Origin of the sequence: Microcoleus sp. EPA2, from assembly GCA_020882975.1 — a bacterium.
In the GTDB taxonomy this organism is placed as follows: domain Bacteria; phylum Cyanobacteriota; class Cyanobacteriia; order Cyanobacteriales; family Microcoleaceae; genus Microcoleus.
In genome coordinates this window covers 38,980-64,150 of record JAHRFD010000019.1, presented here as the reverse complement: position 1 = coordinate 64,150, position 25,171 = coordinate 38,980, and the positions used below count along the sequence as shown (strand labels likewise).

Genomic DNA, 25,171 nt, shown 5'->3' with positions numbered 1-25,171 from the left:
CATTAGTCATTAGTTATTAGTCATTAGTCCTTGGTCATTAGTCCTTGGTCATTAGTCCTTGGTCATTAGTCATTAGTCCTTAGTTATTAGTCCTTAGTTATTAGTCCTTAGTCCTTAGTCCTTAGTGATGGCAAATATGGCTAATACCAAATCCTGCTTTAATACCCCTTTTAGTCTTTAGTCCGCTTGGAATGGACTTCGTTTGACAAGAAGCGATTTCAATCGCCGAATAATCGAGGGAGTAACTTATCTCTTAGCTAATGACTAATGACTAACAACTAATGACTAATAACTAATAACTAATAACTAATGACTAATGACTAATGACTAATAACTAATGACTAATGACTATTAATTTTCATACTCAAATCCAGCCAAGTCGATCTCGTAATTGGAGCACTCGTAGAAATATAGTCAACTCCGGTTTCCGCCACACTCCTAATTGTTTCCAAAGTCACATTCCCAGAAGCTTCAATTTTCACCCGATCGCTCTTTTCACGAATTATTACCACAGCCTGCCGCATCAAATCGAAGGACATATTATCTAACATGATAATATCCGCCTTGTGCTGCAAAGCTGTCTCCACCTCAGCCAGAGTTTCCGTTTCAACTTCGATTGTCAGCGGATAGGGGATAGAATTGCGAATAAGGGCGATCGCCTCGGCAATTCCCCCAGCCGCCGCAATGTGATTGTCTTTAATCATCACCGCATCATCTAATCCCATCCGGTGATTGCAAGCACCGCCGATTTGAGTCGCGTATTTTTCCAACAATCTCAATCCCGGTGTTGTCTTGCGGGTATCCACTAATTGCACGGGCAAATCGGCAATTTTGTCAACATATTTCTGAGTTAAAGTAGCGATGCCGCTCAAACGCATTGCCAAGTTTAATGCTACTCTTTCTCCAGTTAGCAGCGCATCGAAGTTGCCGGAAATTTCGGCGATTACTTCTCCTTTTTCGCACAGTTTCCCTTCGGGTACTTGGGGGATGAAACTAAGGCTGCTGTCTAAAAGTTTAAATGTGCGATGTGCGATCGGCAATCCGGCTATGACTCCGGCTTCTTTGACTATCCATTTAGCAGTACCCTGGATGCTGGCTGCGGGGAATAAGGCTGATGTTGTGCGATCGCCCCTACCGATATCTTCTAGCAGCCAGTTGTGCAGTAGGGAGTCTAAAACTATCCAAGGTGGCAATATTGCTGTCATGTTTTTTTCGGTTGTTATATCAATAGGAATTACGCATCATAACCCAAGAAACCGGGTTTTTGCGATTGAATTGGGCTGTAACAAAAGATCTCGGAAAAAACCCGGTTTCTGACTACCCGTGCGTGTAGGACGGCTACTAGGAACGATAGTCGATCGGGTAATTTTCGGCAAGTTGCAAGATAGTGATGGTGTGAGTGCGATTTTGGGCGATGATCGGGCTAGATAATGGGCTATTCTGTTGCTGACATTGGGTTTTGGTGCTTTAATGGAGTAGATGGGGCGATCGCGAGTAGAAACAATGATACAGCCAGTCATTTTAGAAAAATTAGCAGAACTCCCTGAGTCTCTTCAGACAGAAGTGCTTCATTATATTGAGTTTTTGATCGAAAAGCAGGCTAAAAACTCAACTCAAGAAAAGCCGACAAAGCGAGGCGGACTTGGAATTTGGAAAGGTACAGTCTGGATGTCTGATGATTTTGATGAACCTCTGGAAGATTTAAAGGATTATATGTAAACATGAATATTCTAATAGTCGATCGCACAATTTTAGGCAAGTTGCAGAATAATCTGGCCGCGCGGATGTCCTTGTTGGCTTAATTACAGTTTGCTCAACAGGCGCAGTTTTGTAGTCAATCACCTGTTGACAAAGTTAGGTGTCGGTGATTTAATAAAGTGAGTTTGCTTTGTCGCCAGGAAAATTTCGCCAAAAAAACAAGCTTATCCCATTGAGGAGCAATTAGAGGCTTTGGGGTGGGCCACTAGGGCTAAGGGTAAGTTTGCTAGTAAATTTTGAAGTAACGAACTTGATAAATTAGAGTTCGGAATTGATTATTTCGCCTAAAAACTACATTCAAGCTACAAATACTCAGTTATGACTAACCTAAATATTTCTCCTCTCAACCGTCGCTCTTTTCTTAGTTATGTTGCTTTAGGTACTTTGGGTTTATTGACAAAAGACTTGCTCGATCCAGCTAGCGCTATGGCTGATAGCGAGGGATTAGGCAAAAATTTCTCTACCTTGGAGAACTATCATATTTTTGTTCCTTATACCACAGCACGCAACGGAGGAAAAGAAACATTTACTTTGCGCTCTGGAGAACCTTGTCAGGTAGCAATTCCCTCCAAAACCCAAGATAGCCAAGAGATTACCATCAAAGGGCGCGGTCAAGACGGTAAAGATATTACTGTAGTTTTGCATACCTTATACGATCGACAACTTAGAATAGCCGATCAAGTTTATCAAGAAATTGACAAAAATACGCAATTTGTCGAACAAGCAAGCAAAGCTAAATGCAAATTTGTTTATGAGCAAGTTGAAGATGGTGAGTACATTAATGATCTGATCGCCTTGGATTTTCTGGATTATGTGATATCGTCCTCAAAGCTAGACAGCAAAATTCAAGAGCGTTACCAACTCGCCAGTATCAATTCACGCCTGCTCGGAATTTCGCAAGCCATTGAATCGACCTTGGCTCAATCTAAACTGACTGAGATAGAGAAGAAGCTGATCAGAGGAACTTTTGCATACGTCCGTGCCGGCGAACCAGTTCCTGACTTTAAGGCACTCACAGATATTGACTCAATAGTAGCAAGTTCGACGCTGCCTTTAGAAATAAAACAGACTTACACTTTATCCAGTGCCAATTCAAGAGGCTTAACAGTTGATTTTATTCTGGTAAAACAGATTAAAGAAAGCCAATTGACTGATGAAAAAAAGAATAATTACCAGTCAACTTATCAGCAGGTTCGCGATGGTAAGACAGTAGAAGATACAGCAACTTTGAAGTCGCTAGACTCTTTCATTGACAAAGCCAAAATCCCAGAAAATGCTAAAGCTGTTTACTCGATAGCAAGGAAACAAAATTTAGATAATCAAGTTGCTTCTGGTGAAAAATCCGATGCTTTTGTCCAAACTGCTCAAGCATTCAAAGACCAACTGACGGATGCTAAAGACAAAGGAGCAGCAATTGTTCCACAAGCTACGAGAGTGTTGAGTACACTTGGAGCAGAAACAGCAACGGGTGTTAGTATTACCAGTTTGTCTGGGGCGGCTGCAACCAACGCGACTTTAGCTGTTTTAGGTGGTGGTTCTGTCGCGGCTGGTGGTTTAGGAATGCTGGGTGGTTTAGCAGTAGCAACAGGAGGAGCCGCGTTAATTGGAGCAGCAGGAGTCCTGTCTATTGCGTTAGTCTCAGAAATGGACAGCGAAGACCAAAAAAACCTGGGAATTGCAATTGGTACAGGAACAGTCGCCGGTACTGCAACTATTTTAGCTGCTTGGACTGCTGCGAGTGCTTTGGGAGCTGCAGGTACATTGTCTGGTGCTGCTGCTATCACTGCTACCATCTCGACTATTGGTGGACTCAGTGTAATGACTGGCGGCGCTGCTCTTGTTGCATCGGGTACAGCGTTTTTAATTTGGTCATTACTCAAAGGTGGAAAGACTCGCGATTCATCGGTGCTGCATCAATTAGAAACTCGGACTTACACCTATACTGAAGATATAATTCCCGGTTATTGGGGAGAATTTCTTCAACAGAATATAACTCCAAAAAATGGCGGCATTGAAGAGGGATTTTCTGCTCCTAATATTCCATTAGATAAACTATCGAAATCGCTATCTTCATGGCTGTCTCTTGACTATGAAGAAAAGGTAATCGCTTTGATAGACTACAGTGTTTTTAAGGATGCAAAAGAGGGGGTTGTATTTACAAACGAAAAAATGGCTTGGAAAATATTTCTTTCAGAAGCTGATTCAATTAAGTATGAAAATTTAGCAAAATTTGTGAATAAGGAAAGCAAATTAACTTCACTGCTCTCTGACGCGAAGCAGAAACAGGAGTTGTCTAAGTTGAAAACGGTAGTAGATATTTTGTCAGACGAGAAATACTCTACCAATTTATCTAAGTTGCAAGAGTTAGTAACTATTGTGGGGAGTGACAAAAACTTATCGGAACTGGTTTCTAATGAGAAGTATAAAAACAAGTTGCCAAAATTAAAAAATGCGGTAGCTATTTTATCAGACGAGAAGTACAGTCATAACTTGTCTAAGTTGAAAGATGTTGTAGATGTCTTATCTAATGAACCTGATTTAGTAAAATTTTTCTCGTCGCAATTAGTTTCACAGCTATCTGAGAAGAACTATACCAAGGACTTGTCTAGGTTAAAAGAGGTAGTAGATAGGTTTCTAGACGAATCTGACAAGGACAATTTCACTAAATTGCTTCGACAAATTGGTCAAAAATATAGCACAGTTTAGGTAACAACTTTTGCCCGCGATTCGGGCTATGAGGAAGGTGGAAGGCGATCGCCCACTATTGACTGCTAAAATAAGGGCGATCGCCTGTGATGATTGTGTTAAAATAATTAGGCTATTATCGCCAATTCCCATGTCTCAGGTATTTGACCGATTACAAATCAGTGGCTATCGCGCCCTTAAATTAGTAAATCTGTCTCAACTAGGACAGGTGAATATTTTTGTGGGCGATAACAATGCAGGAAAAACTAGCATCCTTGAAGCTGTTTCCATTCTCTGCAATCCACTCGATCCATTTCAATGGCTTGAAGTTTCACAACGCCGATTATATCTCGGTCGATCGCAACTAATGAGACTTCGACCAAACATTGAGGCGTTGAAATGGATTTTTTCTCAAAAAATAACTGCTTCTAACGACGAATTTTATCAAGCTGAAATTCTGATAGAAGTAAATGGGACTGCACCCATACATGAATTGAGAGCAAAGCTTGGAGAAATTTATGGGAGTGGAGTAGAAAAAAACAATCAAAACAGATTTGAAGAAGATATATCTTCTGCCGAAGAAGATGTCTCTTCTTCTGAAATTGACTCAGTTAGAGCAGGCCTCGAATTAGAAATTGTACTCAACTTAGCTCCAGGAAAAATTAGTTCAGGCCAACTTAGTTTATTTCCTTCTGAGCCAAAAAGTGAAATATTTCAGTTTTGGGAAAACGAGCGATTTGTCCAGCGCCGACGAAATAAACCTATCGTTAAAAATGCAACTATCTTTCCTTCCTATTCTTCATCAGAGCCAATCCTAGAGCGCCTTTCACGAATCATTTTGCAACAAGAAGATGGTAAAAATGAATTATTAGAACTGATGCAATCGTTTGACGATAATATTCTTGATATTCAAATACTTTCACCAACCGCTACAGCAGCTATTTACATAAAACATAAAGAGCTGGGTTTGACTCCTCTATATGTATTTGGCGATGGATTGAAGCGAACATTAATTATTGCTCTTACTTTGTTGACAACAGCTAATGGTGTACTGCTAATTGATGAAATCGAGACATCTATCCATGTTTCAGCTCTTGGTAGCGTATTTTCTTGGCTGATTGAAACCTGTCGCCGCCGAGAAATACAGCTTTTTGTAACCACCCATAGTCTTGAAGCTATTGATGCAATGCTACAGCCTGAAATTGCTACAGAAGATGTTGTAGCTTTTCGCCTAAACCATAATGGACAAGCACCCCAGAGGTTTTCTGGTAATTTGTTACATAGGTTGCGCTCAGAGCGTGGACTGGATGTGAGGTGATTATGGTTAGGTACTGTTACATAGTTGCAGAAGGTCCTCAAGATATTGAATTCTTGATTTGCTTTCTCAAATTTTACGGTTTAAAACGAGTTACTCTTTTATCTGAATTAGACTCATTTTGGGAACCATTAGTACCTAAAACATTCCCCATAAATGGTGACTTGATGAAGCGCGTACCCGTTCCAATCTTTTTGCAAAATGCAGACTTATCAGTTGCTTTGCATAGTGCTACTGGAATCACAGGCTTATCAAATACGATCGAGGAAAGCCTTGCTATAGTGCCATCTTCAGAAATTTTTGGGATTGGTATTTTTCTAGATGCTGATGATGTCGAAACACCTCAACAAAGATTCGAGAAACTAATTCCTGAGTTGTCTCGACTTGGTTTGTCTTTACCTTCGATACCTTCGATACTGGGGGAAGTGGCGAAAGGTTCCCCTCGATGCGGGATTTTTATCGCGCCGAATAACAGTGAGTCAGGAACTTTAGAAGATATTTTGTTAGAATGTGCCAAGTTAAACTATCCAAATCTATTCTTTCTTGCTACTGACTATGTTGCTGGTATTGATACTAATCAATTAACGAACAATGATTTGAAGCAGTTAAATAAACCCGCAGGCAAAAATAAAGCAGTGGTTTCAAGCATCAGTAGTATACTAAGACCAGGCAAGACTCTGCAAGTTTCAATACAAGATAATCGATGGATAGATGAGAACACAATGGCATTGGATAGCGTAAAGCTTGTCAAAATATTTCTTGATGAAGTTACAGGCTCTACATGAAATAACTCCCCAAAAACTAAAGCCCTTTTCCGTTGTTGCGGGAAAAGAGCTTTAATTTATTATTAACCTGGCACCGAGCTATTTTACCGGGCAGTGACCCGCCGAGTATCTTCGCCATAGTAACGTTTAACAACCGAGTTCGGGATGGATCGGAGTGGTTCCATTACACCATAAGCACCAGGAAAGCTTTGAAAACTTTGAATCCTGTGTCTGCGTTAAATTTGATGCGCTGCATCTCTTTCGCCTGACATTTATTAGACTACCAAGCTCTCCCCAGTTTGTCAACCCCTTTTTAAAATATTTTTGAGGTTCGCCGTCTGAGCAACCAAGGTTTTGTAGGGGCGGTGCCCCCGTGCCCGCCCAGCCCATAGCCAATAAGTGGGTGTTTTAGATATCGGGGGCAACCACGGGGGGATTGCCCCTACAAAGAATTAAACAGCCGTGCCTCAATTAACTTTACAAATCCCAAAACCCAGCATCCACACCCTACTCTCTGCGAAGCTTCGCATCCTTCTCAAACCACGCCACAACCTGCTTAACTGTTAATTGCTCGATCGCCCCTTCAGATTCTGCCGCAATTTGCCTCAAAGGCCGCAAAGACGCAACCACCAAATTTGTAAAAAAGTTTTCAAAACTAGCATCAACTTGAATTGACTGCTGAATACTCTCATCATTCTTAACCCAATCCATCACTTGCCCATTTGTCACATCAGCCACCGGTAAACCAGTCTCCCCAGCAATTTGCTTCAACACCCTCAAAGCATAAATAGCCAGCCGCGCCGAAAACTTCTCCTTCGACGACAACAGCGCCATATCAACTTCCGCGCACTCTTCCGGCTTTAAAAAATCAGCTAATGGTTCCATAGTTATTTGTTGACTACTGACTGTTGACTACTGACTACTGACTACTGACTACTGACTAATGACTAATAACTACTGACTAATGACTAATAACTACTGACTGTTGACTACTGACTACTGACTAATGACTAATGACTAATGACTACTGACTACTGACTACTGACTACTGACTACTGACTACTGACTAATGACTTCCTTCTAGCAATCAAATAACCGCACCGATGTTCCCCATCAATAATCCAGTGAGTCCGCTCCACAGTACAATCTGGCAACACAGCCGCAAACATCTCCAACTCATTGCCACAGACACTCGGAAAAGTTTCGGCCACATTAGAAATAGCACAATTGTGTTCCATAAACACAAAACGATCGCCCTTAGCATTAAAATCAGAATCGCGATCGTCCACAGGATAAAACTCAGCCATATAACCCTCAGCCCTGCGCAGCTCCACCAACCCGCTCACCCGCTCTTGAAGCGAACCAGAACCCACCAACCTGCGGTACTCCATCGCCTTGCGCTCCCACTGCTTTTGCAGAATCGAAATCACTTGCTCGCGGCCAACAGTCTCAGCCAAAGTATCCAGCAAAGAAACCGCAAAATCCCCATAACGATTCCCAAAGCGATCGCGCCCCAGACTGGTAAGCTCGTAAATGTGTTGTGGCCTCCCCATACCAGCCTGCACCGACTGATACTGAATCAGCCCCTCCCCCTCCAAATCCTTCAAGTGACGGCGAATCGCCTGGGGGCTGATATCCAAAGCCTCCGCCAACTCAAGAGCAGTCCCTTGACCCCCCTTAAGCAAAAGCTGCAAGATGTCTTGTTTCGTGGAAGTCTGCTGAGTAGTCTCCATCATCTTCACAAAAAATTATTAATTTGACTTTGACAAGATCGCTGTTGTTAATGTAGCTTAAAATATACTAAAGCAACAAATCTGTTGTTTAACTTCCCACAGCAGCCCCCAGAACTCGCCGGACCCCCCGACAGTTCAACGTCTGCCACCTTTGAGAGACTTATCCAGAACACTCGAAAGCGCAAAATAATGAGCTCTACAGTCACAACCCTAGTCAACCAACCCTACAAATACGGTTTCGTCACCGACATCGAGTCAGACACCATCCCCCGCGGCTTGAGCGAAGATGTAGTGCGCCTGATTTCCTCCAAGAAAAACGAACCGGAATTCATGCTGGAATTCCGCCTCAAAGCATATCGGAAGTGGCTGACAATGACCGAGCCCACCTGGCCTCATGTCAACTATCCGGCGATCGACTACCAACAAATTATCTACTATTCCGCGCCAAAACAAAAGCCCAAAAAACTCAACAGCTTAGAAGAAGTTGACCCAACACTGCTAGAAACCTTCGAGAAACTAGGTATTCCCCTCTCCGAACAAAAGCGCCTGGGAAATGTCGCCGTCGATGCCGTTTTCGACAGCGTTTCCATTGCGACAACCTTTAGAGAAAAGCTAGCCAAAGACGGCGTAATATTCTGTTCCATCTCAGAAGCAGTCAAAGACTATCCCGAATTAATAGAAAAATATCTCGGCAGCGTTGTACCCGTTGGCGACAACTTTTTCGCAGCCCTCAACTCCGCCGTATTCAGCGACGGTTCCTTCGTGTACATCCCCAAAGGCGTCAAATGCCCGATGGAATTATCCACCTATTTTCGCATCAACAACGGAGATTCCGGCCAGTTCGAGCGCACCCTAATTGTCGCAGAAGAAAACAGCTCTGTTTCTTACCTAGAAGGCTGCACCGCACCCATGTTTGACACCAACCAACTACACGCCGCCGTCGTGGAATTGGTAACAATGGATAACGCCGACATCAAATATTCGACAGTACAAAACTGGTACGCCGGCGACGCCAACGGTAAAGGCGGAATTTACAACTTCGTGACAAAGCGCGGTTTGTGTCAAGGAGTCAATTCCAAGATTTCTTGGACGCAAGTAGAAACAGGTTCCGCGATTACTTGGAAATATCCCAGTTGCGTATTAGTCGGCGACAACTCCGTAGGCGAATTCTACTCAGTAGCGCTGACAAACAACAAACAGCAAGCTGACACCGGCACTAAAATGATCCACGTCGGCAAAAACACTCGCAGCACAATTATTTCCAAGGGAATTTCCGCCGGCAATTCTGCCAACAGCTATCGAGGCTTAGTGAAAATGGGGCCGAGTGCTAAAGGCGCTCGGAATTATTCTCAGTGCGATTCCATGCTGATTGGCGATAACGCTCAAGCGAATACTTTCCCCTATATTCAAGTGCAGAACCATACTGCTAAAGTGGAACACGAAGCATCGACTTCCAAGATAGGGGAGGAGCAATTGTTCTTTTTTGCCCAGCGGGGAATTTCCGCAGAAAATGCGATTTCAATGATGATTAGCGGTTTCTGCAAAGATGTTTTCAATCAGTTACCAATGGAATTTGCGGCGGAAGCTGACAAGCTATTGAGTCTGAAGTTGGAAGGAAGTGTCGGGTAGAAGGAAGAAGTCACCCCCCCTGCCCCAGGGCTGTTTCATTCTCACCAAAAAAAGGGTTTTGTAGGGGTAGCGCCCCGTGCCTACCCCTGCCACCAACGATCCAATGCGCGTTTGGGGCTGACCGGGCCGGCACTCTTGGCACGGCCCCTACAGAGAATGAAACCGCCCTGCCCCCTGCCCCCCCCAAGGGGGGAAATTCAGGAAGAAGGAAGAAGGAAGAAAATTTATCAAACTTTTTTCTTTCTTCTCAACTCCCGAACCCTCGTTACCAGACAGAACCCATTGGTGAGAAATTAAGACTGCAACCAATAAATAATGTCGCTTTTATTCGAGTCTAGATCCCCCTAAATCCCCCTTAAGAAGGGGGACTTTAAGAATACTTCTTCTGTCCCCCCTTCCTTAATAAGGGGAGTAGTGGTTGACTTCGATCGCAGTCTTGTCCCCCCTTCCTTATAAGGGGAGTAGTGGTTGACTTCGATCGCAGTCTTGTCCCCCCTTCCTTATAAGGGGAGTAGTGGTTGACTTCGATCGCAGTCTTGTCCCCCCCTTATTAAGGGGGGTTAGGGGGGATCGAAACTTCGATACAAACAAGAGAGACTATCGGTTTTACGTTAATTAGTCAGCAATCGGCACAGCATAGGAACGAGAAAACAAACTGTAAACTCCATTGAGGCAAAGGAAAAAAATAGATGATTGTTGAAAATAGTCAAGTGGTATTGTCAGTCCGCAACTTAACTGCGAATGTCGAAGATACCCAAATCCTAAAAGGTTTGAACCTAGAAATTAAATCCGGCGAAATCCACGCCATCATGGGTCCCAACGGTTCAGGAAAAAGCACCTTATCCAAAATCTTAGCCGGCCATCCTGCTTATACAGTAACAGGCGGAGAAGTCACTTTTTTAGGGCAAAATTTACTAGAATTAGCACCAGAAGAACGCTCTCTGGCTGGCGTGTTTCTAGCTTTCCAATATCCTTTAGAAATTCCCGGCGTTAGCAATCTCGATTTCTTGCGCGTGGCTTACAATGCTCACCTGAAACATCGCGGCATGGAAGAATTAGATGCTTTTGATTTCCAAGATTTGATCGAACAAAAATTGGATATTGTCAAGATGAATTCGGCTTTTTTAGACCGCAGCGTGAATGAGGGTTTTTCCGGTGGCGAGAAGAAGCGCAACGAGATTTTGCAAATGGCGCTTTTAGAACCGAAGTTAGCGATTTTGGATGAGACTGATTCTGGTTTGGATATCGATGCTCTCAAGATTGTGGCTGGCGGTGTCAATCAATTGTCAACTGCCGAAAATTGTATGTTAGTGATTACTCACTATCAGCGGCTGTTGAATTACATTATTCCTGATTTTATTCACGTCATGGAAGGTGGCAGAATTATCGCGACTGGCCCGAAAGAGTTGGCGCTGGAGTTGGAAGAACGCGGTTATGACTGGATTTTAGAAGAAGAAGCAGCAGGAGTTGGCGCGCGATGATGAATACGCAAGTTGCTACTAGAGAAATGTTTTTGGCTGGTTTGGTAAATCAGTGCGAAAAGTTGGGCGCAGCTAATGCCAAAACAGTCGCTTTCGGGTTGCAGGAATTGCGAGATGCTGCGGCTGAATACGTGCTAGCGGCCAGTTTTCCGACGGTGAAGGATGAAGAATGGCGATTTACTGATTTGTCTCCCCTGTTACCAATTCAGTTTAATGTGCCCCAGAGTAATCAGTCAGCAATTAAGTTGTCTGATATTACTATGCCTGTGAAAAACAAGGACGATTTACCTTTAAGATTGGTATTTGTCAACGGTATTTATGCGCCGGATTTGTCAGCGGTGAATTTGCCGGACTTTTATGTAGGCAATCTATCCAATGCACCGGAAAAATATCAGGCGCGCATCGCCGATGTTTTGGGCCAGCACAGACAACAAACTGAAGTATTTACTGCTTTAAATATCGCGGGTTTGCTAGATTCTGCGGTGGTGTTCGTGCCGGCCAATATGTCGATCGCCCTTCCGATTCATTTGCTGTTCTTGACCGCACCAGGGGCATCTCCCACGATGTGTCAGCCACACTGTGTGGTTATAGCAGAGCCTGGAAGCAATGTCACCCTAATTGAAGACTACGCCACTATTGGTAATATGGCCGCATTTACGAATGCTGTTACCGATGTAGTTGTCGGCGAAAATGCTGCGGTGAATCATGTTCGACTCCAGCGGGAAGCTGGGGATGTGGTTCATATTGGCAAAAGTGCGATCGTCCAATCTCGCAATAGCCGTTATACTTGTCATGCTATCAGCTTGGGTGGCAAAATATCCCGGCACAATTTAGAAGTCTTTCAGCAAGGCGAAGCCACTGAAACAACTCTAAATGGTTTAACCGTAGCCTTTGGCGAACAACTATCCGACACTCACAGCTTGATTAATTTCAATCATCCCCACGGTACAAGCCGTCAACTGCACAAGTGCATTATTGGTAACAGAGCTCGTGCTGTATTTAACGGCAAAGTTTTCGTTTCCAAAGCCGCCCAATTAACAGATGCGGGACAGTTGAGCCGGAATTTGTTGCTGTCATCAAGAGCCCGCGTAGACACAAAACCGCAGTTGGAAATTGTGGCCGACAACGTGAAATGTTCCCACGGTGCAACAGTCAGCCAATTAGAAGACGATGAACTTTTCTACTTGCAAAGTCGCGGTTTAGATTTAGAGAGAAGCCGCTATTTGCTGATTGATGCTTTTGCAGCGGAGATTTTGGAGAAACTGCCTATTATTGGGGTAGCAAAAATGCTTTCTACCTGCGTGGCTGTCCAAAATTAACTCATATTTGAACAGCCTGTAGGGGCGGGTTTCACGAATAATCATTGCTGAAAACCAACAATCTCATCAACCCGCCCCCACCCAACGACAAATCACTTCTAAAAAATATGACACTTATTCAAGAAAAAACCTTAGCCTCAAAAGTGCGCGGTGACTTCCCAATTCTGAAGGAAAAAGTCAACGGTAAACCGCTAGTGTATCTCGACAATGCAGCTACTTCTCAAAAACCCTTAGCTGTCTTCAATGCTTGGCGGGAATATTATGAAAAATACAATTCCAACGTCCACCGCGGTGCTCATACTCTCAGTGGAAAAGCCACAGATGCTTACGAAGGCGCTAGAGATAAAGTGGCTGCTTTTATCAATGCAGCTTCCCGCCAAGAAATTGTTTACACTCGCAATGCTACCGAAGCGATTAATTTAGTTGCTTACTCTTGGGGTTTGAACAATCTGCAAGCGGGAGATGAGATTATCCTGTCCGTAATGGAACACCACAGCAATCTCGTTCCTTGGCAAATGATAGCTCAAAAAACTGGTGCCCTACTCAAGTTTGTGGAACTAACTGAGACTCAAGAGTTTGATTTAGAACAGTTTAAAACGCTGATTTCCTCTCGAACTAAGTTAGTCTCCATAGTTCATGTTTCTAATACTTTGGGCTGCATCAATCCAGTTAAACAAATCTGTGAAATTGCCCACACTTATGGCGCAAAAGTTTTAATTGATGCTTGCCAAAGCGTGCCACATATGGTAATAGATGTGCAGGCAATGGATTGCGATTGGTTGGTTGCTTCCGGGCACAAAATGTGCGCTCCCACGGGCATCGGTTTTTTGTATGGCAAGTTGGATTTACTCAGAGAAATGCCTCCATTTTTCGGCGGTGGTGAAATGATTGCTGAGGTGTTTCTCGAATATTCTACCTATGCCGATTTGCCGCACAAGTTTGAGGCGGGGACGCCTGCCATCGGAGAGGCGATCGCCCTTGGTGCCGCGATCGATTATCTTAGTAACATCGGCATGGATAACATTCACGCTTGCGAAGCCGAATTGACGGCTTATCTCTTCCAACAACTGCGCCAAATTCCCGAAATTAAAATCTACGGGCCGCAGCCAGACAGCAACGGTGAAGGTAGGGCTGCGTTAGCGGCATTTACCGCCGGAGAAATTCACCCTCAAGACTTGGCTACGATGTTGGATGAGGAGGGAATCGCAATTCGATCGGGACATCACTGCACGCAAGCTTTGCACCGCTATTTGAACCTTTCATCGACGGCGCGGGCGAGTTTGTATTTTTACAATACTCGCGAGGAGATTGATGTGTTTGTGAAAGCGTTGAAAGAGACGATCGACTTTTTCGCCGGAATTATGGGGTAAGTTTGTAGTTTGGGTATTTACCTACCACCTCATTATTAATCCGATCGAACTCAAATGCCCAACTTAACTGATTCATGAGTGAGAAAAGACTTAATTATAGGAACTCAGCACTTACTAACAAAATCTATCTTTAGGGTGATGCCAGCCATCACCTTTGACATTCCATTATGAGACTCTAGGTAATGTAAAAGTTAAATCATTGTGGAATTCCTGAAGCTAGGATTTTTTGCCCGTATCTTTACTGAGTTCTTATTTAACTAGAGGTTCACCATGAAACCTTCAGAGTCAGAATCAGTACCATCCAGCTTCTTTGATGAAACCTATCGCCAAAGTACAGATCCTTGGAGATACACCTCTAGCTTTTACGAAACCAGTAAATTCAGAACAACTATCAGATCCTTGCCCAAAGGCAGATTCAAAAATGCTTTTGAAATCGGATGTGCTATCGGCGTACTGACGGAGAAACTAGCAGCAAAATGTGATAGATTGCTGTCAGTCGATTATTCAGAATTAGGATTAGAGGAAGCCCGGAAACGGTGTAAAAACCTGCCCCAGGTGCGGTTTGAGCAGATGCAAATACCCCAACAGTTCCCTACTGAGCAATTCGATTTCATTTTATTCTCAGAAGTGGGCTATTATTTGACGAAAGAAGACCTCGATAAAACCAAGGAAAAAATTATTAATCAATTACTTCCGGGCGGTTATCTTTTGATGGTTCACTTTAGGTATCCTGTCGAAAGCTTCATTTTGAATGGTGACATAGTTCACGATACTTTTGTCGAAAATTCTGCATCATCTTTGAAGCACCTAGGCGATCCACGCAAAAAGTTTTTGATGTTAGATTTAGCGCGTCATCACAAACGCTATCGGATGGATTTGTTTCAGCGTTTGTAAGTCTCATCAGCAGATAGATTGCATCAGGGTGTATCGACGGTTAAAGGTCGATCGCCCTTTTTTTATGCGCTAGGAATTATTTAATCGCAGAGAACACTCTTGACACAGAGGGAGAAAATAGAGAGCTGATTACAGGTTTTGATATAATTAAAAAATTCCATGCAGCATATTTGGTATTTTCTGGTATTATATATTTCAATAATATTTAACAGAGAGAGGTTAGTGATGGAACCTTCACAACAGCAATCAACACCACCCAGCATCTTCGATGAAACCTTCCGTGAAAATCCAGATCCATGGGGGTACACAACTAATTTTAATGAAATCAGTAAATTCCGAGCCACAATCAGAGCTTTACCCAAAGTCAAATTCAAAAATGCTTTTGAAATTGCGTGTGCTATCGGTGTACTGACAGAAAAACTAGGTCCAAAGTGTGAAAGATTACTTTCAGTAGATTATTCAGAATTAGGATTAGTGGAAGCACGGAAACGCTGTAGCCATCTCCCCCAGGTGCGCTTCGAGCAGATGCAGATACCCAAGCAGTTCCCCACTGAGAATTTCGATTTAATTTTATTCTCAGAAGTTGGCTTTTTTTTGACGATGGAAGATTTGCTGGAAACTAAACAAAAAATTATTGACCACTTACTTCCGGGCGGATATCTGTTGATGGTTCATTATCGAGGTACAGCGGGCGATTATTTTATCCTGGATGGGGAGACGGTTCACAATACTTTTGTCGAAAATTCTGCATCATCTTTGAAGCACCTAGGCGACCCGCGCAAAAAGTTTTTGATGCTAGATTTAGCGCGTCATCACAAACGCTATCGGATGGATTTGTTTCAGCGTTTGTAAGTCTTATTAGCAGATAAATTGCATCAGGGTGTATCTACTATTAAGGGTCGATCGCCCTTTTTTCATGGGCTAGGAATTATTTAACCACAGAGGACACAGAGGACACAGAGGGAGAAAATAGAGAGCTGATTACAGGTTTTGATTGTAAGTCTCATCAGCAGATAAATTGCATCAGGGTGTATCTACTATTAAGGGTCGATCGCCCTTTTTTTATGAGCTAGGAATTATTTAATTGCAGAGAACACACAGGACATAGAGGGAGAAAATAGAGAGCTGATTACAGGCTTTGATATAATTTAAAAATTCTATGCAGGATATTGGGTACTTTCTGGTATTATATTTAAATAATATTTAACAGAGAGAGGTTAGTGATGAAACCTTCAGAGTCAGAATCAGTGCCATCCAGCTTTTTTGATGAAACCTATCGCCAAAGTACAGATCCTTGGGGATACACATCCAGCTTTTACGAAATCAGTAAATTCAGAACAACTATCAGATGTTTGCCCAAAGTCAGATTCAAAAATGCTTTGGAAATCGGATGTGCTATCGGCGTACTGACGGAGAAACTAGCAGCAAAATGTGATAGATTGCTGTCAGTCGATTATTCAGAATTAGGATTAGAGGAAGCCCGGAAACGCTGTATAAACCTCCCCCAGGTACGGTTTGAGCAGATGCAGATACCCCAACAGTTCCCTACTGAGCAATTCGATTTAATTTTATTCTCAGAAGTTGGTTATTATTTGACTTTGGAAGACCTTCACAAAACTAAAGACCAAATTATTGATAGATTACTTCCGGGAGGTTTTTTGTTAATGGTTCATTATCGGTTTCCTGTGGAAAGTTTTATTCTCAATGGCGAGATAGTTAATGATACTTTTATCAAAGAATCTGCACCATTTTTAAAACATTTAGGAGACCCGCGCCAAAAAAACTTTCGGCTTGATTTAGCCCGTCACAACAAACGTTATCGGATGGATTTGTTTCAGCGTTTGTAAGTCTCATTAGCAGATAAATTGCATCAGGGTGTATCTTAATTTAATGGTCGATAGCCATTTTTTATTGGCTTTCATTGTGGCACTGGCATCGGAGATGCCAGAAAATAGTCGTTTCCCAACCGTGAATTAAAGCTATCCCAAAGGGGAATTTTTAACTAAAATTCCCGAATTTCAGGATGAATAAATTGATAACCGGCTTCCTTAATCTTGAGATTGGACACCCTCGCATTATAAGGACGGACGCTAGGACTTCCATCCCAAGTAGCTTTCGGCAGATTATTAGCTTCAAAAATGCGATCGAGCAATTGACTACTCGATAGTGGCACATCTCCGACTAAATTATAAACTCCCTGCAATCGGTGTTCCAAAGCAAAAATTAATCCCCCAACAATATCATCAAGATGTATCCAATTAGTAGCATCTTCTCCTCGGCCAGGACGAGTAGTACCGGCCCAACGTCCAAAGATTTTCACCAATTCTCGTCCAGGTCCGTAAATTCCACCCAATCGGAGAATGCAAACTTTGAGATTTGGACTGGATGCTGCTAATAAAACCCGTTCTGTTTGTGCCAGAATTTCACTATTGCGATTAGCAGGTGCGACTGGTGACTCTTCATTGACTACTGCACCTTGGCGATCGCCATATACTGAATAAGTCCCTGTATAAATCACTTGCTTGACTGTGGGGTTCTCCTTTAACACTGATACCAAAGTAGTTGCTGTATCTAAATAACTTTCCTGATAAGCATCAGGATTGGGAGCGCCTACACATAGCATAACAGCATCTTGGTCTTGCAATAAAGTAGCGATCGCCTCTTTGTCATTTCCCTTAAGCACAGCCACTCGGTGGACAATTGCCTCCAACTGGGCCACTCGTTCCCTGGTGGTGGTAGTCGCAGTCACGGTATAATCAGACTTGGTGCGTAAATTTTTAGCTACCGTTGTACCAACATACCCACAACCGACGATCGCAACTTTCATCAAAAATTCTCCTTGGTTTCATCCTCTCTCAAATTATTACCGGTTTCTACGATATTTTTGCTCTCAGTTTTGTGCTAAAATGTCAAGCGTCGCGATCGACTGGATTAGCATCATGTCTGAAAAAAATATTTTTGCCACATCCTCAGAAAGTGAACTTTTAGCTTTTTATGGAGCTTTATTTGCCATCGCAGCCGCGGATGGTTTCGTGGATATTGACGAACTAAATCTACTGTTTAAAACCATAAATTTAGAACAATTTTCTGAATCAGCAAAGACTCAAATTCACTCCTACATAGCTAGTCCCCCCGCCCTCAAAGACTGTTTGAGAACTCTCGCCACCTCTGCTGATACACTCCGTTTGGGCATCATGTATTTTGCCGTCAGCATTGCTTGGGCAAATCATAGCATTCATCCGAAAGAAAGTGAAGCGATCGCCTTTGCCCAAACACAGCTAAGAATTTCGGACGAGCAAATTCAAGCTATGCAAGAGTCCATCGCCGATTTCCAAAAAATTAGGGAAGTGGCACCACATCCAACTCAAGCATCCGCATCTTTCAAGTCTGGTGTTTCCCGACTCAAAACTGCTGGCATTCCTCTAGATTTAATCGATCCCAAATTAACTGCCACAAACATGAGCAATGCCAAAATTAATTACTCCGATGAAACCTTTTGGGCTAAACTGAAAAAATTTGCTTTAACCGCCGGCAAAGAAGTAGTTGAAAAAGCTTTGATACTATACTACACTGCTCAAAATCCCAAAGTTCCTAGTTGGGCCAAAGGCGTGGTAATTGGAGCTTTGACTTATTTTATATCTCCGGTCGATGCCATTCCCGATGTATTAGTGGGCATCGGATTTACCGATGATTTGGGAGTATTATTAGCAGCCATCGCTACTGTGTCTGTATATATTAATACTGACAGCAAAGAACAAGCTAAACAGAAAATGAAAGATTGGTTTGGTACATAATATTAAGTGTGGTTAATCAACTCCAATTAAATTGGTTGGTAGTGAGGACTTTAGTCATCAAGCACCTAAAGTTATCAATGGGAATAAAGTCCTCACTAGGGATTTAAGGAGTCTAGCGAATCACTCTTTAAGAGGTTTGCCTTCTCGATTCACAATCCGGCTTTCACCATCTGATGCCGTCACATTTTCATAAACGCCTTCATCCCGCTTGACGTATTTGCTGAAGCCCTGATTTTTATATTCCGTGTCGGAAGTGGGCTTCATCAACCTCGGAGCGCTCAACAATCGGCGCACCGTCGCATCTGCGGGCGTGTCTCCAAGTTCACACTTAGCCAACTCACACAGTTGGCCCCAAGTCGAAACTTCCAGGTTCATACTGTGCCAAACTTCTAGCTGCTGGTTGTTGCTGGAACAGAAATAATCGTATACAGGCATAGCAAAAATCTCGATCGCAACTACTAAAATTATTAATTGCCGACTTGTTTCGACTATTTTAGCTCAAAATCACTCTAAATTCAACTGAAATAAGTAAAAGTTACTATTTTAAATAGTCGTTGACAAACTGCCATCAGCTATATAATTAACCCTGTGCAGTTGGTGGAGATCGCGATGGAGACAATGCTCTTTCTCGATCCTAACCCGATCGCCGTAGCAGTTTGCACAACTATAGCTCGATCGACGGCTAGCAAATGATCCCAAACCTGCCTGAATGCCGTCACAGGATCGATCGTAATTTTCTGACAGCACAAAAATCACTGACCATAAGTTTCAATTTTATTTATTTACTCACAACCGAGGATTTACGGATGAGCGATTTCAAAGTTACACCAGAAGTAGAGCTAAAAACAGCTCAAATGTTAGAGCGATATCAACTGCAAGACGAGGCAATTTTACGACGTTGGGCCAAACTGCACGGCATCAATAGCACTCGCGGTTTCTTCTATCCCAGCGAAGTAGACTTGATCGATCATGCCCACCATCACATTTACAATTTGGGAATGAGTATTGCTGACTATCAAAGTCTTTTAGACCGCCGTCGCGATTATTCTCAAACCCCTGGAGACCAAAACCAAACAGTGGATAGTCAAGTAGCGAATGAAGCTTATGATGCTATAGAAATGTTGACCGAACAGTATTCTGAAGCTGTTGATTTAATGGGAGAACGCATAGCCGATCATTTCATAGACGAACTAGATTTATCTGTGATGCGACACCTTTCTCAAAAAGTGAAAGACCGCCGTGTACTCAACGGTCAAAACCCCAAGCCGAACCGTTTTCTGCAAGTAATAAAAGCAGTGCTACAACCTAGCAGTGGCAATACGCTTTTGGTCCCCAAAAAAAGTGACGACCCTAGTTTAGAATTAGAACATCACCACCGACTCGGCTAAGGGAAAAACCTAAAAAAAAAACACCAAAAACCCCGACTTTTGAGAGAAGTCGGGGGGAGTTTTACCAGCAGGAATAAGGAACAAAGAAGCAGCAAGAGGGCAGAAAAATAAGGAAGAAAATTAAGGGTTTTAGCTATTAAAAACTTCCTCACTGCCCGGGCAGTTTTTACCATAAAAAATAAATTTATGACTACAGAGGGATTTGTTATCTGCCGAAATCAGAGATAATAATAAGTCGATCGCACCAGTCCAACTCGCTGAATTATAGAGAAATGATTAAATCATGGATGGTAATTGGAATTGTGGTATTGCTAGTAGGATTAGCTTCTAACTTAATCGCCCCCAGCGATATTAAGTGGTTCAATCGACTGCAACGTCCCAGATGGTTAGTATTTGAAAAAGCAATTCCGTTAATTTGGACGGTAATTTTTATTTGTGGAGCTTGGTCAGCAGTGATTGTTTGGGAAAAATCACCAGGGACTCAGGAGACTTGGTGGCGAATGGCTTTGTACCTGCTTTTAGAAATAGTTACTATGTCTTACACGTCGGTGATGTGCAAACTTCGCAGCCTGAAAGTTGGCACTATTATTGGCGGGACAGGCGCTATTTTAAGCGTCATGCTGGCTTTAAGCGTGTTGCAAGTTTCTGAACCAGCGGCTCTGTTACTACTGCCTTATATACTTTGGAGTCCGATCGGCACTTACACAACTTGGGCAATGATGCACCTGAATCCGGCGGATGTTTAAGATCGACTCCGGTAGCATCATCCTGTATTCATCTCTCTTATCTCCCTCTGTGTTCTCTGCGCCCTCTGTGGTTAAATCATTCCCATGCCACCGTAAACCAGATCAATAGCCTAAAACCGATTTGGAGGCCGAGACGGCTCACTTTCCGGCGGAACAGGAGGCTCAGATTCAGCAACCGGAGCATTGAGCGACTGTTGCCAAACTTGGATTTGCGATCGCGCCTCATCAAAAGACCGAGTACCCGCAGGAATTTTCTTCAAAATAGCGATCGCCCCTGCTAAATCCGACGACGACTCTTCCATACCCATCGCCAAAATCCGCTGACTCCACTCCTCAATCGCCTGAGTCGCTTGCGATCGCAGAGAACTCCCCTCCGGCACCTGACGAGCCAGGGAAATCGCCGTTTCCAAAGCATCAGGAGTCCCAGCCATCGCCGCCCTCTGAGCACTCTCCAACCCTTGCTGGCTTTGAGCCTGAACATCCCAAGCCCGAATGTTCGATCGAGCTTGCTCGTAGAGCACCCTTCCCGGTCGAATCCGCCTCGCCATCTCAATCGCCTCCGTCAAATAGCCGTTGGCCGCTAGCTGCTGAGCTCTGTCCAAAAACGGCTGGTCAACCAGTCGCTGTCTCCTGTCAATCCAAGCTTGAATTTTAGTCTGAGCTTCCCCATACAGAGCTCTACCTTGACCGATCCTCCTAGCTTGAGCAACGGCAGCTTCCAGAGCATTTGGATCGCCTGTATTCGCCAATTCGTTTGCCTTTTCCAGAAACGGACTGTCTTCGATCTGCTCGATTTGACGGCCCAAGCGACTAATTAGGGCGCGGGCTTCCCCAGAACGAGGATTGGCTTCGGGAACTGTTTGCAATTGGGCGATCGCAGCCTTCAAATCCTTCACCCCTCCCGGTGCCGCCAGCCTAGAGGCCAAATCCAAAGTTTTCACATCAGCAATTTCCTGTTGCCAACGATTGACTAAATCTTGAGCTTTTTTGTATAAAGGACGGCTCGAATTCAAATTTTTAGCCATCGCCACAGCCTTAGACAAACCATCAACATTACCTGTCAAAGCTTGACCAGTAGCATTAGCCAACTCATTAAAATCTTTGACTTGTTCCTGTAAACTGCCACCGTCAGGAATCTTGTTGGCGATCGCGATCGCCTGCTGCCAATCACCTGATTCCAAACGCTTTTGAGCCAGAGCAAAAATTTTCTGACTCAACTCCCCGATTAGCTTATTTGCAGCTTGATACAAATAACTCTTTTGGTCAATTCCCTGAGCCAGCTTAATCGCCGTCACCAGGTTATCCACTCCTCCCTCCTCCGCTTTATTTCGGGCTTTAATTAACTTATTGCCCTCAGCTTTAGTCGCCTGAATTGCCTGAGTTATTTCCTCATATTTAGTGGACTCCCAGAAAGTATTCCCAGTATCCAATAACAAAGTTGCTTCACGGAAAGCTAGAACCCACTCTTCCTTACGCAAGTGGTTTTCTGCCGTGCGGTAAATTTTTTCTGCATCGTTCCAACTAGACTGCCACTTTTCAATCTGCTTTTCCACCATGGGATAAGCGGAAACATTTTGAGGGACTTTACGGGCGATCGCGATCGCCTCCGCCAGTTTTCCTTCTTGAAAACTCACATTTCCCAGCCTGAGAATATCCTCCGCCCACCGATCGATTTGACCGTTAATTCTCGGCCGCATCGGGTGATCCTGTGGCAAAGCATTCACTAATTCGATCGCCCTGAGCAAATCATCCGCCGTCCGTTTGCTAGCAGCTTCTTGAGCACAAAAAAAGCGATCGTTAGCCGAAGCCGTCGGCCAAAAAATCTTCGAGCAATTCGACTGAGAAGTCAGGTTGAACAAAGATGCAATTGCCACAAACCCCATACCCACCGACAGCATCAAACTCACCGCCAGCCAAAATTGCCACTTCTTCGACCACCGCAGCCACCAAGGATTTTTTTCTGCCGGTGGCTGGGAATGTTCCCCCGACGAACTCGGCGGTAATGCCGGATGCTCTCCTGGCATTTGGCCCGAAGTCAACATATCGCGGAGTTCTTTTAGTCTCTCAGCGCGGTTTTTCCGTGCGGGAACAGGCACTAACGATGAAGTATCTGGTGTTGGTTCCAAGGATTTTGATGCAGACCAATGGCCTGGTGTTTTGGGATCTTGACTCATAGAAGCTAATCTAGCCGACTGCTTTATACTAGGCAGAAGACTACCCACAGTCAACATTGTGGAAGCAGCCGGCGATCGATAAATTGGCAATGGGCAATTAGTCAAGAGCCAAAGCCTCATTCCTGCCCATTGCCAATTACACATTATTGCCCTAAGAGCCGGACTGCGATCGCAAATCTCCAATCAATTCAGCCAATTGATCGCTGCTAGCCTTGTACACCTCATTACAGAAATGGCAAGTAGCCTCCGCCCCGTCATCTTTTTCAATCATGTCTTGAAGTTCGGCCTCGCCCAGCATTTTTAAGGCTCCCAAAACTCGATCGAACGAACAGCCACATTGAAAGCGGACCATTTGAGTTTCCGGGAAAATTTCCAGCCCCATATCTCCCAGTAGCTGTTCCAGAATCTCGTGCAAAGTTTTACCAGAGCGCAACAGTGGCGTAAAGCCAGCAAGCTCTGCCACTCGCGACTCCAGAGTAGCAATCAGTGCTTCATCCCTCGCCGCCTTCGGCAGAACTTGCAGCAAAACACCCCCAGAGGCTTGCACCCCGTCTGCCCCAACAAACACCCCCAACACCAAAGCCGAAGGAGTCTGCTCAGAAGTTGCCAAGTAGTGAGTCAGATCGTCACCAATTTCGCCGGAAACCAACTCCACCGTACTAGAGTAAGGGTAGCCAAATCCAACATCCCGCACCACATACAAATAGCCATTACCTATGGCACCACCCACATCAAGTTTGCCTTTGGCATTGGGCGGAAGTTCCACCTCTGGATTTTCCACATAACCCCGAACCGTACCATCGAGTCCAGCATCGATCAGCAATCCGCCCAGAGGCCCGTCTCCTTTGATCCGAATATTAACCCTAGATTCAGGCCGCTTCATGCTAGAAACCAGTAACAGTCCCGCAGACATCGTGCGGCCAAGGGCTGCCGTCGCCACGTAGGAAAGTTTGTGCCGCTGTCTGGCTTCTTCAGTCAGGCGGGTAGTGATGACGGCTACAGCACGAATTCCGCCGTCTGCTGCTGTAGCGCGAATTAATTGATCTGCCATGAAAAACCCTACTTTTGCCTTGTAATCACTGCTTCAATCATTTTACGAGTTCCTTCAGGTTGGCGTAGCAGGTCATTGAGTTTTGGTAGCAGACTTGTCCGATCGCCCTATTTAATATTTTGAACTCTCAAATCAATAATTTTACAGTTGGCTATTTATTTCAATCGGTTTTCAATTATTTTTTAAAAATAATAACATCCTGAGCAGTATACAATCTGGCAGTTCGATCGCAAAAACTGCCGATTCATCAATCAATATACAAAGTTAAAACAATTAACCAAAGCTTATCTTTCCGCTAACCAGAAGATTACCCAGCCTTTACCTTCATCAGTTAGAGTCAGAGACATAGGTCTCAAACCACTGTTTTGTAGCTGGAAAAAAAAGATATGCAACTAACTTCTAAGCCACCTTTAGCGGAAATCCAGCATAGCACAGGGATCGATCGGAACTTACATTTTTATGCCAAAGGCGAAACAATTCCTCTGATGTCCCAAGGCCTGTGGCAAGTTTGTCAAGGTCTAGTGCAATTGACTACCCTTTATCCAAGTGGGGAAGAAGGACTTTTAGGCTGGGCCGGACCTTCGATGTGCTTCGGTTTATGGTTGACCAGCTTGCAGACTTACCGGGCTACGGCGACATCAGATGTCTACTTGATCTGGTATTCTATGGTGGAAATAGAAGCTTCTCCTCAATTAGCTCAGAATTTGCTGCCTCAAATGGGCAGGCGGCTGCGACAAATGGAAGCAATTTTGGCGATCGCCGGACAGCGCCGAGTAGAAGACCGTTTATATCAGCTACTATTATTGTTGAAACAAGAATTCGGTCAGACAGTAGTGGAAGGAACTCGCTTAAATATCCGCTTAACACATCAAGATATTGCTAATGCCATTTGCACTACCCGCGTGACGGTAACGCGAATGCTGGGAAAATTGCAGCAGCAAGAGTTAATCAGTCGAGACAAAGACCGTCATTTGATTCTCAAAAAAGAGGGTTTTGCCTCCGCATCCGATTTGTTTGGTTACAAACCTCAAGCAGTCATTAGTCATTGAAAAAATAACAACCTGAAAATG

Annotated in this window: 22 protein-coding genes and 1 rRNA gene; 15 read left to right on the top strand and 8 right to left on the bottom strand. The window is 43.9% G+C overall.

The genetic code is table 11. From position 1 onward, the window contains the following. Positions 1–341: 341 nt before the first annotated feature. The gene (gene nadC / locus AAFP14_RS17170; RefSeq protein ID WP_341733455.1) at positions 342–1,205 is read right to left on the bottom strand and encodes a carboxylating nicotinate-nucleotide diphosphorylase; all 864 of its coding nucleotides are present in this window, start codon (positions 1,203–1,205) and stop codon (positions 342–344) included. Positions 1,206–1,503: 298 nt separating this feature from the next. Between nadC and vapB the strand changes: the two genes are divergently transcribed. The 4 genes from vapB (at position 1,504) to AAFP14_RS17150 (ending at position 6,543) form a co-directional block, all read left to right on the top strand. After that, complete coding sequence (gene vapB, locus AAFP14_RS17165) at positions 1,504–1,719, top strand: type II toxin-antitoxin system VapB family antitoxin (protein WP_341733454.1); 216 nt, start codon at positions 1,504–1,506, stop codon at positions 1,717–1,719. Between the two features lie 465 nt (positions 1,720–2,184). Beyond that, a complete protein-coding gene (locus tag AAFP14_RS17160; RefSeq protein ID WP_341733453.1) occupies positions 2,185–4,464 on the top strand; it encodes a hypothetical protein in 2,280 nt (759 codons plus the stop codon). 37 nt (positions 4,465–4,501) lie between these two features. Beyond that, entirely contained in the window at positions 4,502–5,761 is a 1,260-nt protein-coding gene (locus tag AAFP14_RS17155) for an AAA family ATPase (protein WP_341733452.1), read from the top strand. A 2-nt stretch (positions 5,762–5,763) separates the two neighbouring features. Then, positions 5,764–6,543, top strand: a complete 780-nt coding sequence (locus AAFP14_RS17150; protein ID WP_341733451.1) for a DUF3226 domain-containing protein — start codon at positions 5,764–5,766, stop codon at positions 6,541–6,543. Positions 6,544–6,608: 65 nt separating this feature from the next. On the opposite strand, the gene rrf is transcribed toward AAFP14_RS17150, so the two are convergent. The 3 genes from rrf to sufR form a co-directional block, all read right to left on the bottom strand. After that, positions 6,609–6,725 (bottom strand): 5S ribosomal RNA (gene rrf, locus AAFP14_RS17145). 304 nt (positions 6,726–7,029) lie between these two features. Further along, positions 7,030–7,407 carry a hypothetical protein gene (locus tag AAFP14_RS17140; RefSeq protein ID WP_341733450.1) on the bottom strand — a complete coding sequence of 126 codons (378 nt, stop codon included), beginning with the start codon at positions 7,405–7,407 and terminating at the stop codon, positions 7,030–7,032. Between the two features lie 167 nt (positions 7,408–7,574). Beyond that, a complete protein-coding gene (gene sufR / locus AAFP14_RS17135) occupies positions 7,575–8,258 on the bottom strand; it encodes an iron-sulfur cluster biosynthesis transcriptional regulator SufR (protein ID WP_341733449.1) in 684 nt (227 codons plus the stop codon). A gap of 186 nt (positions 8,259–8,444) precedes the next feature. Here sufR and sufB point away from each other — a divergent pair, with 186 nt between their 5' ends. From sufB to AAFP14_RS17100, 7 genes are all read left to right on the top strand, one after another. Further along, the gene (gene sufB, locus AAFP14_RS17130) at positions 8,445–9,884 is read left to right on the top strand and encodes a Fe-S cluster assembly protein SufB (protein WP_341733448.1); all 1,440 of its coding nucleotides are present in this window, start codon (positions 8,445–8,447) and stop codon (positions 9,882–9,884) included. 689 nt (positions 9,885–10,573) lie between these two features. Further along, positions 10,574–11,365 carry a Fe-S cluster assembly ATPase SufC gene (sufC, locus tag AAFP14_RS17125; RefSeq protein ID WP_341733447.1) on the top strand — a complete coding sequence of 264 codons (792 nt, stop codon included), beginning with the start codon at positions 10,574–10,576 and terminating at the stop codon, positions 11,363–11,365. Beyond that, a complete protein-coding gene (gene sufD, locus AAFP14_RS17120; protein ID WP_341733446.1) occupies positions 11,362–12,684 on the top strand; it encodes a Fe-S cluster assembly protein SufD in 1,323 nt (440 codons plus the stop codon). The genes sufC and sufD overlap by 4 nt, the downstream gene beginning before the upstream one ends. Positions 12,685–12,791: 107 nt before the next feature. Beyond that, complete coding sequence (locus AAFP14_RS17115) at positions 12,792–14,054, top strand: SufS family cysteine desulfurase (protein ID WP_341733445.1); 1,263 nt, start codon at positions 12,792–12,794, stop codon at positions 14,052–14,054. 270 nt (positions 14,055–14,324) lie between these two features. Next, positions 14,325–14,948: an SAM-dependent methyltransferase gene (locus AAFP14_RS17110; protein WP_341733444.1), complete on the top strand. Its 624-nt coding sequence runs from the start codon at positions 14,325–14,327 to the stop codon at positions 14,946–14,948. 225 nt (positions 14,949–15,173) lie between these two features. Further along, positions 15,174–15,800 carry a class I SAM-dependent DNA methyltransferase gene (locus AAFP14_RS17105; RefSeq protein WP_341733443.1) on the top strand — a complete coding sequence of 209 codons (627 nt, stop codon included), beginning with the start codon at positions 15,174–15,176 and terminating at the stop codon, positions 15,798–15,800. Positions 15,801–16,171: 371 nt separating this feature from the next. Beyond that, positions 16,172–16,795 carry a class I SAM-dependent DNA methyltransferase gene (locus AAFP14_RS17100; protein WP_341733442.1) on the top strand — a complete coding sequence of 208 codons (624 nt, stop codon included), beginning with the start codon at positions 16,172–16,174 and terminating at the stop codon, positions 16,793–16,795. Positions 16,796–16,950: 155 nt separating this feature from the next. Here AAFP14_RS17100 and AAFP14_RS17095 read toward each other — a convergent pair whose 3' ends face one another. Next, positions 16,951–17,775 (bottom strand): NAD-dependent epimerase/dehydratase family protein, encoded by an 825-nt coding sequence (locus tag AAFP14_RS17095; protein WP_341733441.1) that lies wholly within the window; start codon positions 17,773–17,775, stop codon positions 16,951–16,953. Positions 17,776–17,887: 112 nt separating this feature from the next. Between AAFP14_RS17095 and AAFP14_RS17090 the strand changes: the two genes are divergently transcribed. Continuing rightward, positions 17,888–18,742 (top strand): DUF1232 domain-containing protein, encoded by an 855-nt coding sequence (locus tag AAFP14_RS17090; protein ID WP_341733440.1) that lies wholly within the window; start codon positions 17,888–17,890, stop codon positions 18,740–18,742. Positions 18,743–18,862: 120 nt separating this feature from the next. Here AAFP14_RS17090 and AAFP14_RS17085 read toward each other — a convergent pair whose 3' ends face one another. After that, complete coding sequence (locus AAFP14_RS17085) at positions 18,863–19,177, bottom strand: FmdB family zinc ribbon protein (RefSeq protein WP_341733439.1); 315 nt, start codon at positions 19,175–19,177, stop codon at positions 18,863–18,865. Between the two features lie 371 nt (positions 19,178–19,548). Between AAFP14_RS17085 and AAFP14_RS17080 the strand changes: the two genes are divergently transcribed. Together AAFP14_RS17080 and AAFP14_RS17075 are read left to right on the top strand one after the other, a co-directional pair. Beyond that, positions 19,549–20,130 carry a hypothetical protein gene (locus AAFP14_RS17080; protein ID WP_341733438.1) on the top strand — a complete coding sequence of 194 codons (582 nt, stop codon included), beginning with the start codon at positions 19,549–19,551 and terminating at the stop codon, positions 20,128–20,130. A 272-nt stretch (positions 20,131–20,402) separates the two neighbouring features. Continuing rightward, positions 20,403–20,876: a TspO/MBR family protein gene (locus AAFP14_RS17075; RefSeq protein WP_341733437.1), complete on the top strand. Its 474-nt coding sequence runs from the start codon at positions 20,403–20,405 to the stop codon at positions 20,874–20,876. A gap of 110 nt (positions 20,877–20,986) precedes the next feature. Here the strand turns inward: AAFP14_RS17075 and AAFP14_RS17070 are convergent, their stop codons facing one another. Both AAFP14_RS17070 and hslO read right to left on the bottom strand, forming a co-directional pair. Further along, positions 20,987–23,170, bottom strand: coding sequence for a tetratricopeptide repeat protein (locus tag AAFP14_RS17070; protein ID WP_341733436.1), 2,184 nt, complete (start codon positions 23,168–23,170; stop codon positions 20,987–20,989). Positions 23,171–23,201: 31 nt separating this feature from the next. Beyond that, a complete protein-coding gene (gene hslO, locus AAFP14_RS17065; RefSeq protein ID WP_341733435.1) occupies positions 23,202–24,101 on the bottom strand; it encodes an Hsp33 family molecular chaperone HslO in 900 nt (299 codons plus the stop codon). Between the two features lie 386 nt (positions 24,102–24,487). On the opposite strand from hslO, the gene AAFP14_RS17060 reads away from it, so the two are divergent. Beyond that, positions 24,488–25,150: a Crp/Fnr family transcriptional regulator gene (locus AAFP14_RS17060; protein WP_341733434.1), complete on the top strand. Its 663-nt coding sequence runs from the start codon at positions 24,488–24,490 to the stop codon at positions 25,148–25,150. Positions 25,151–25,171: the final 21 nt, after the last annotated feature.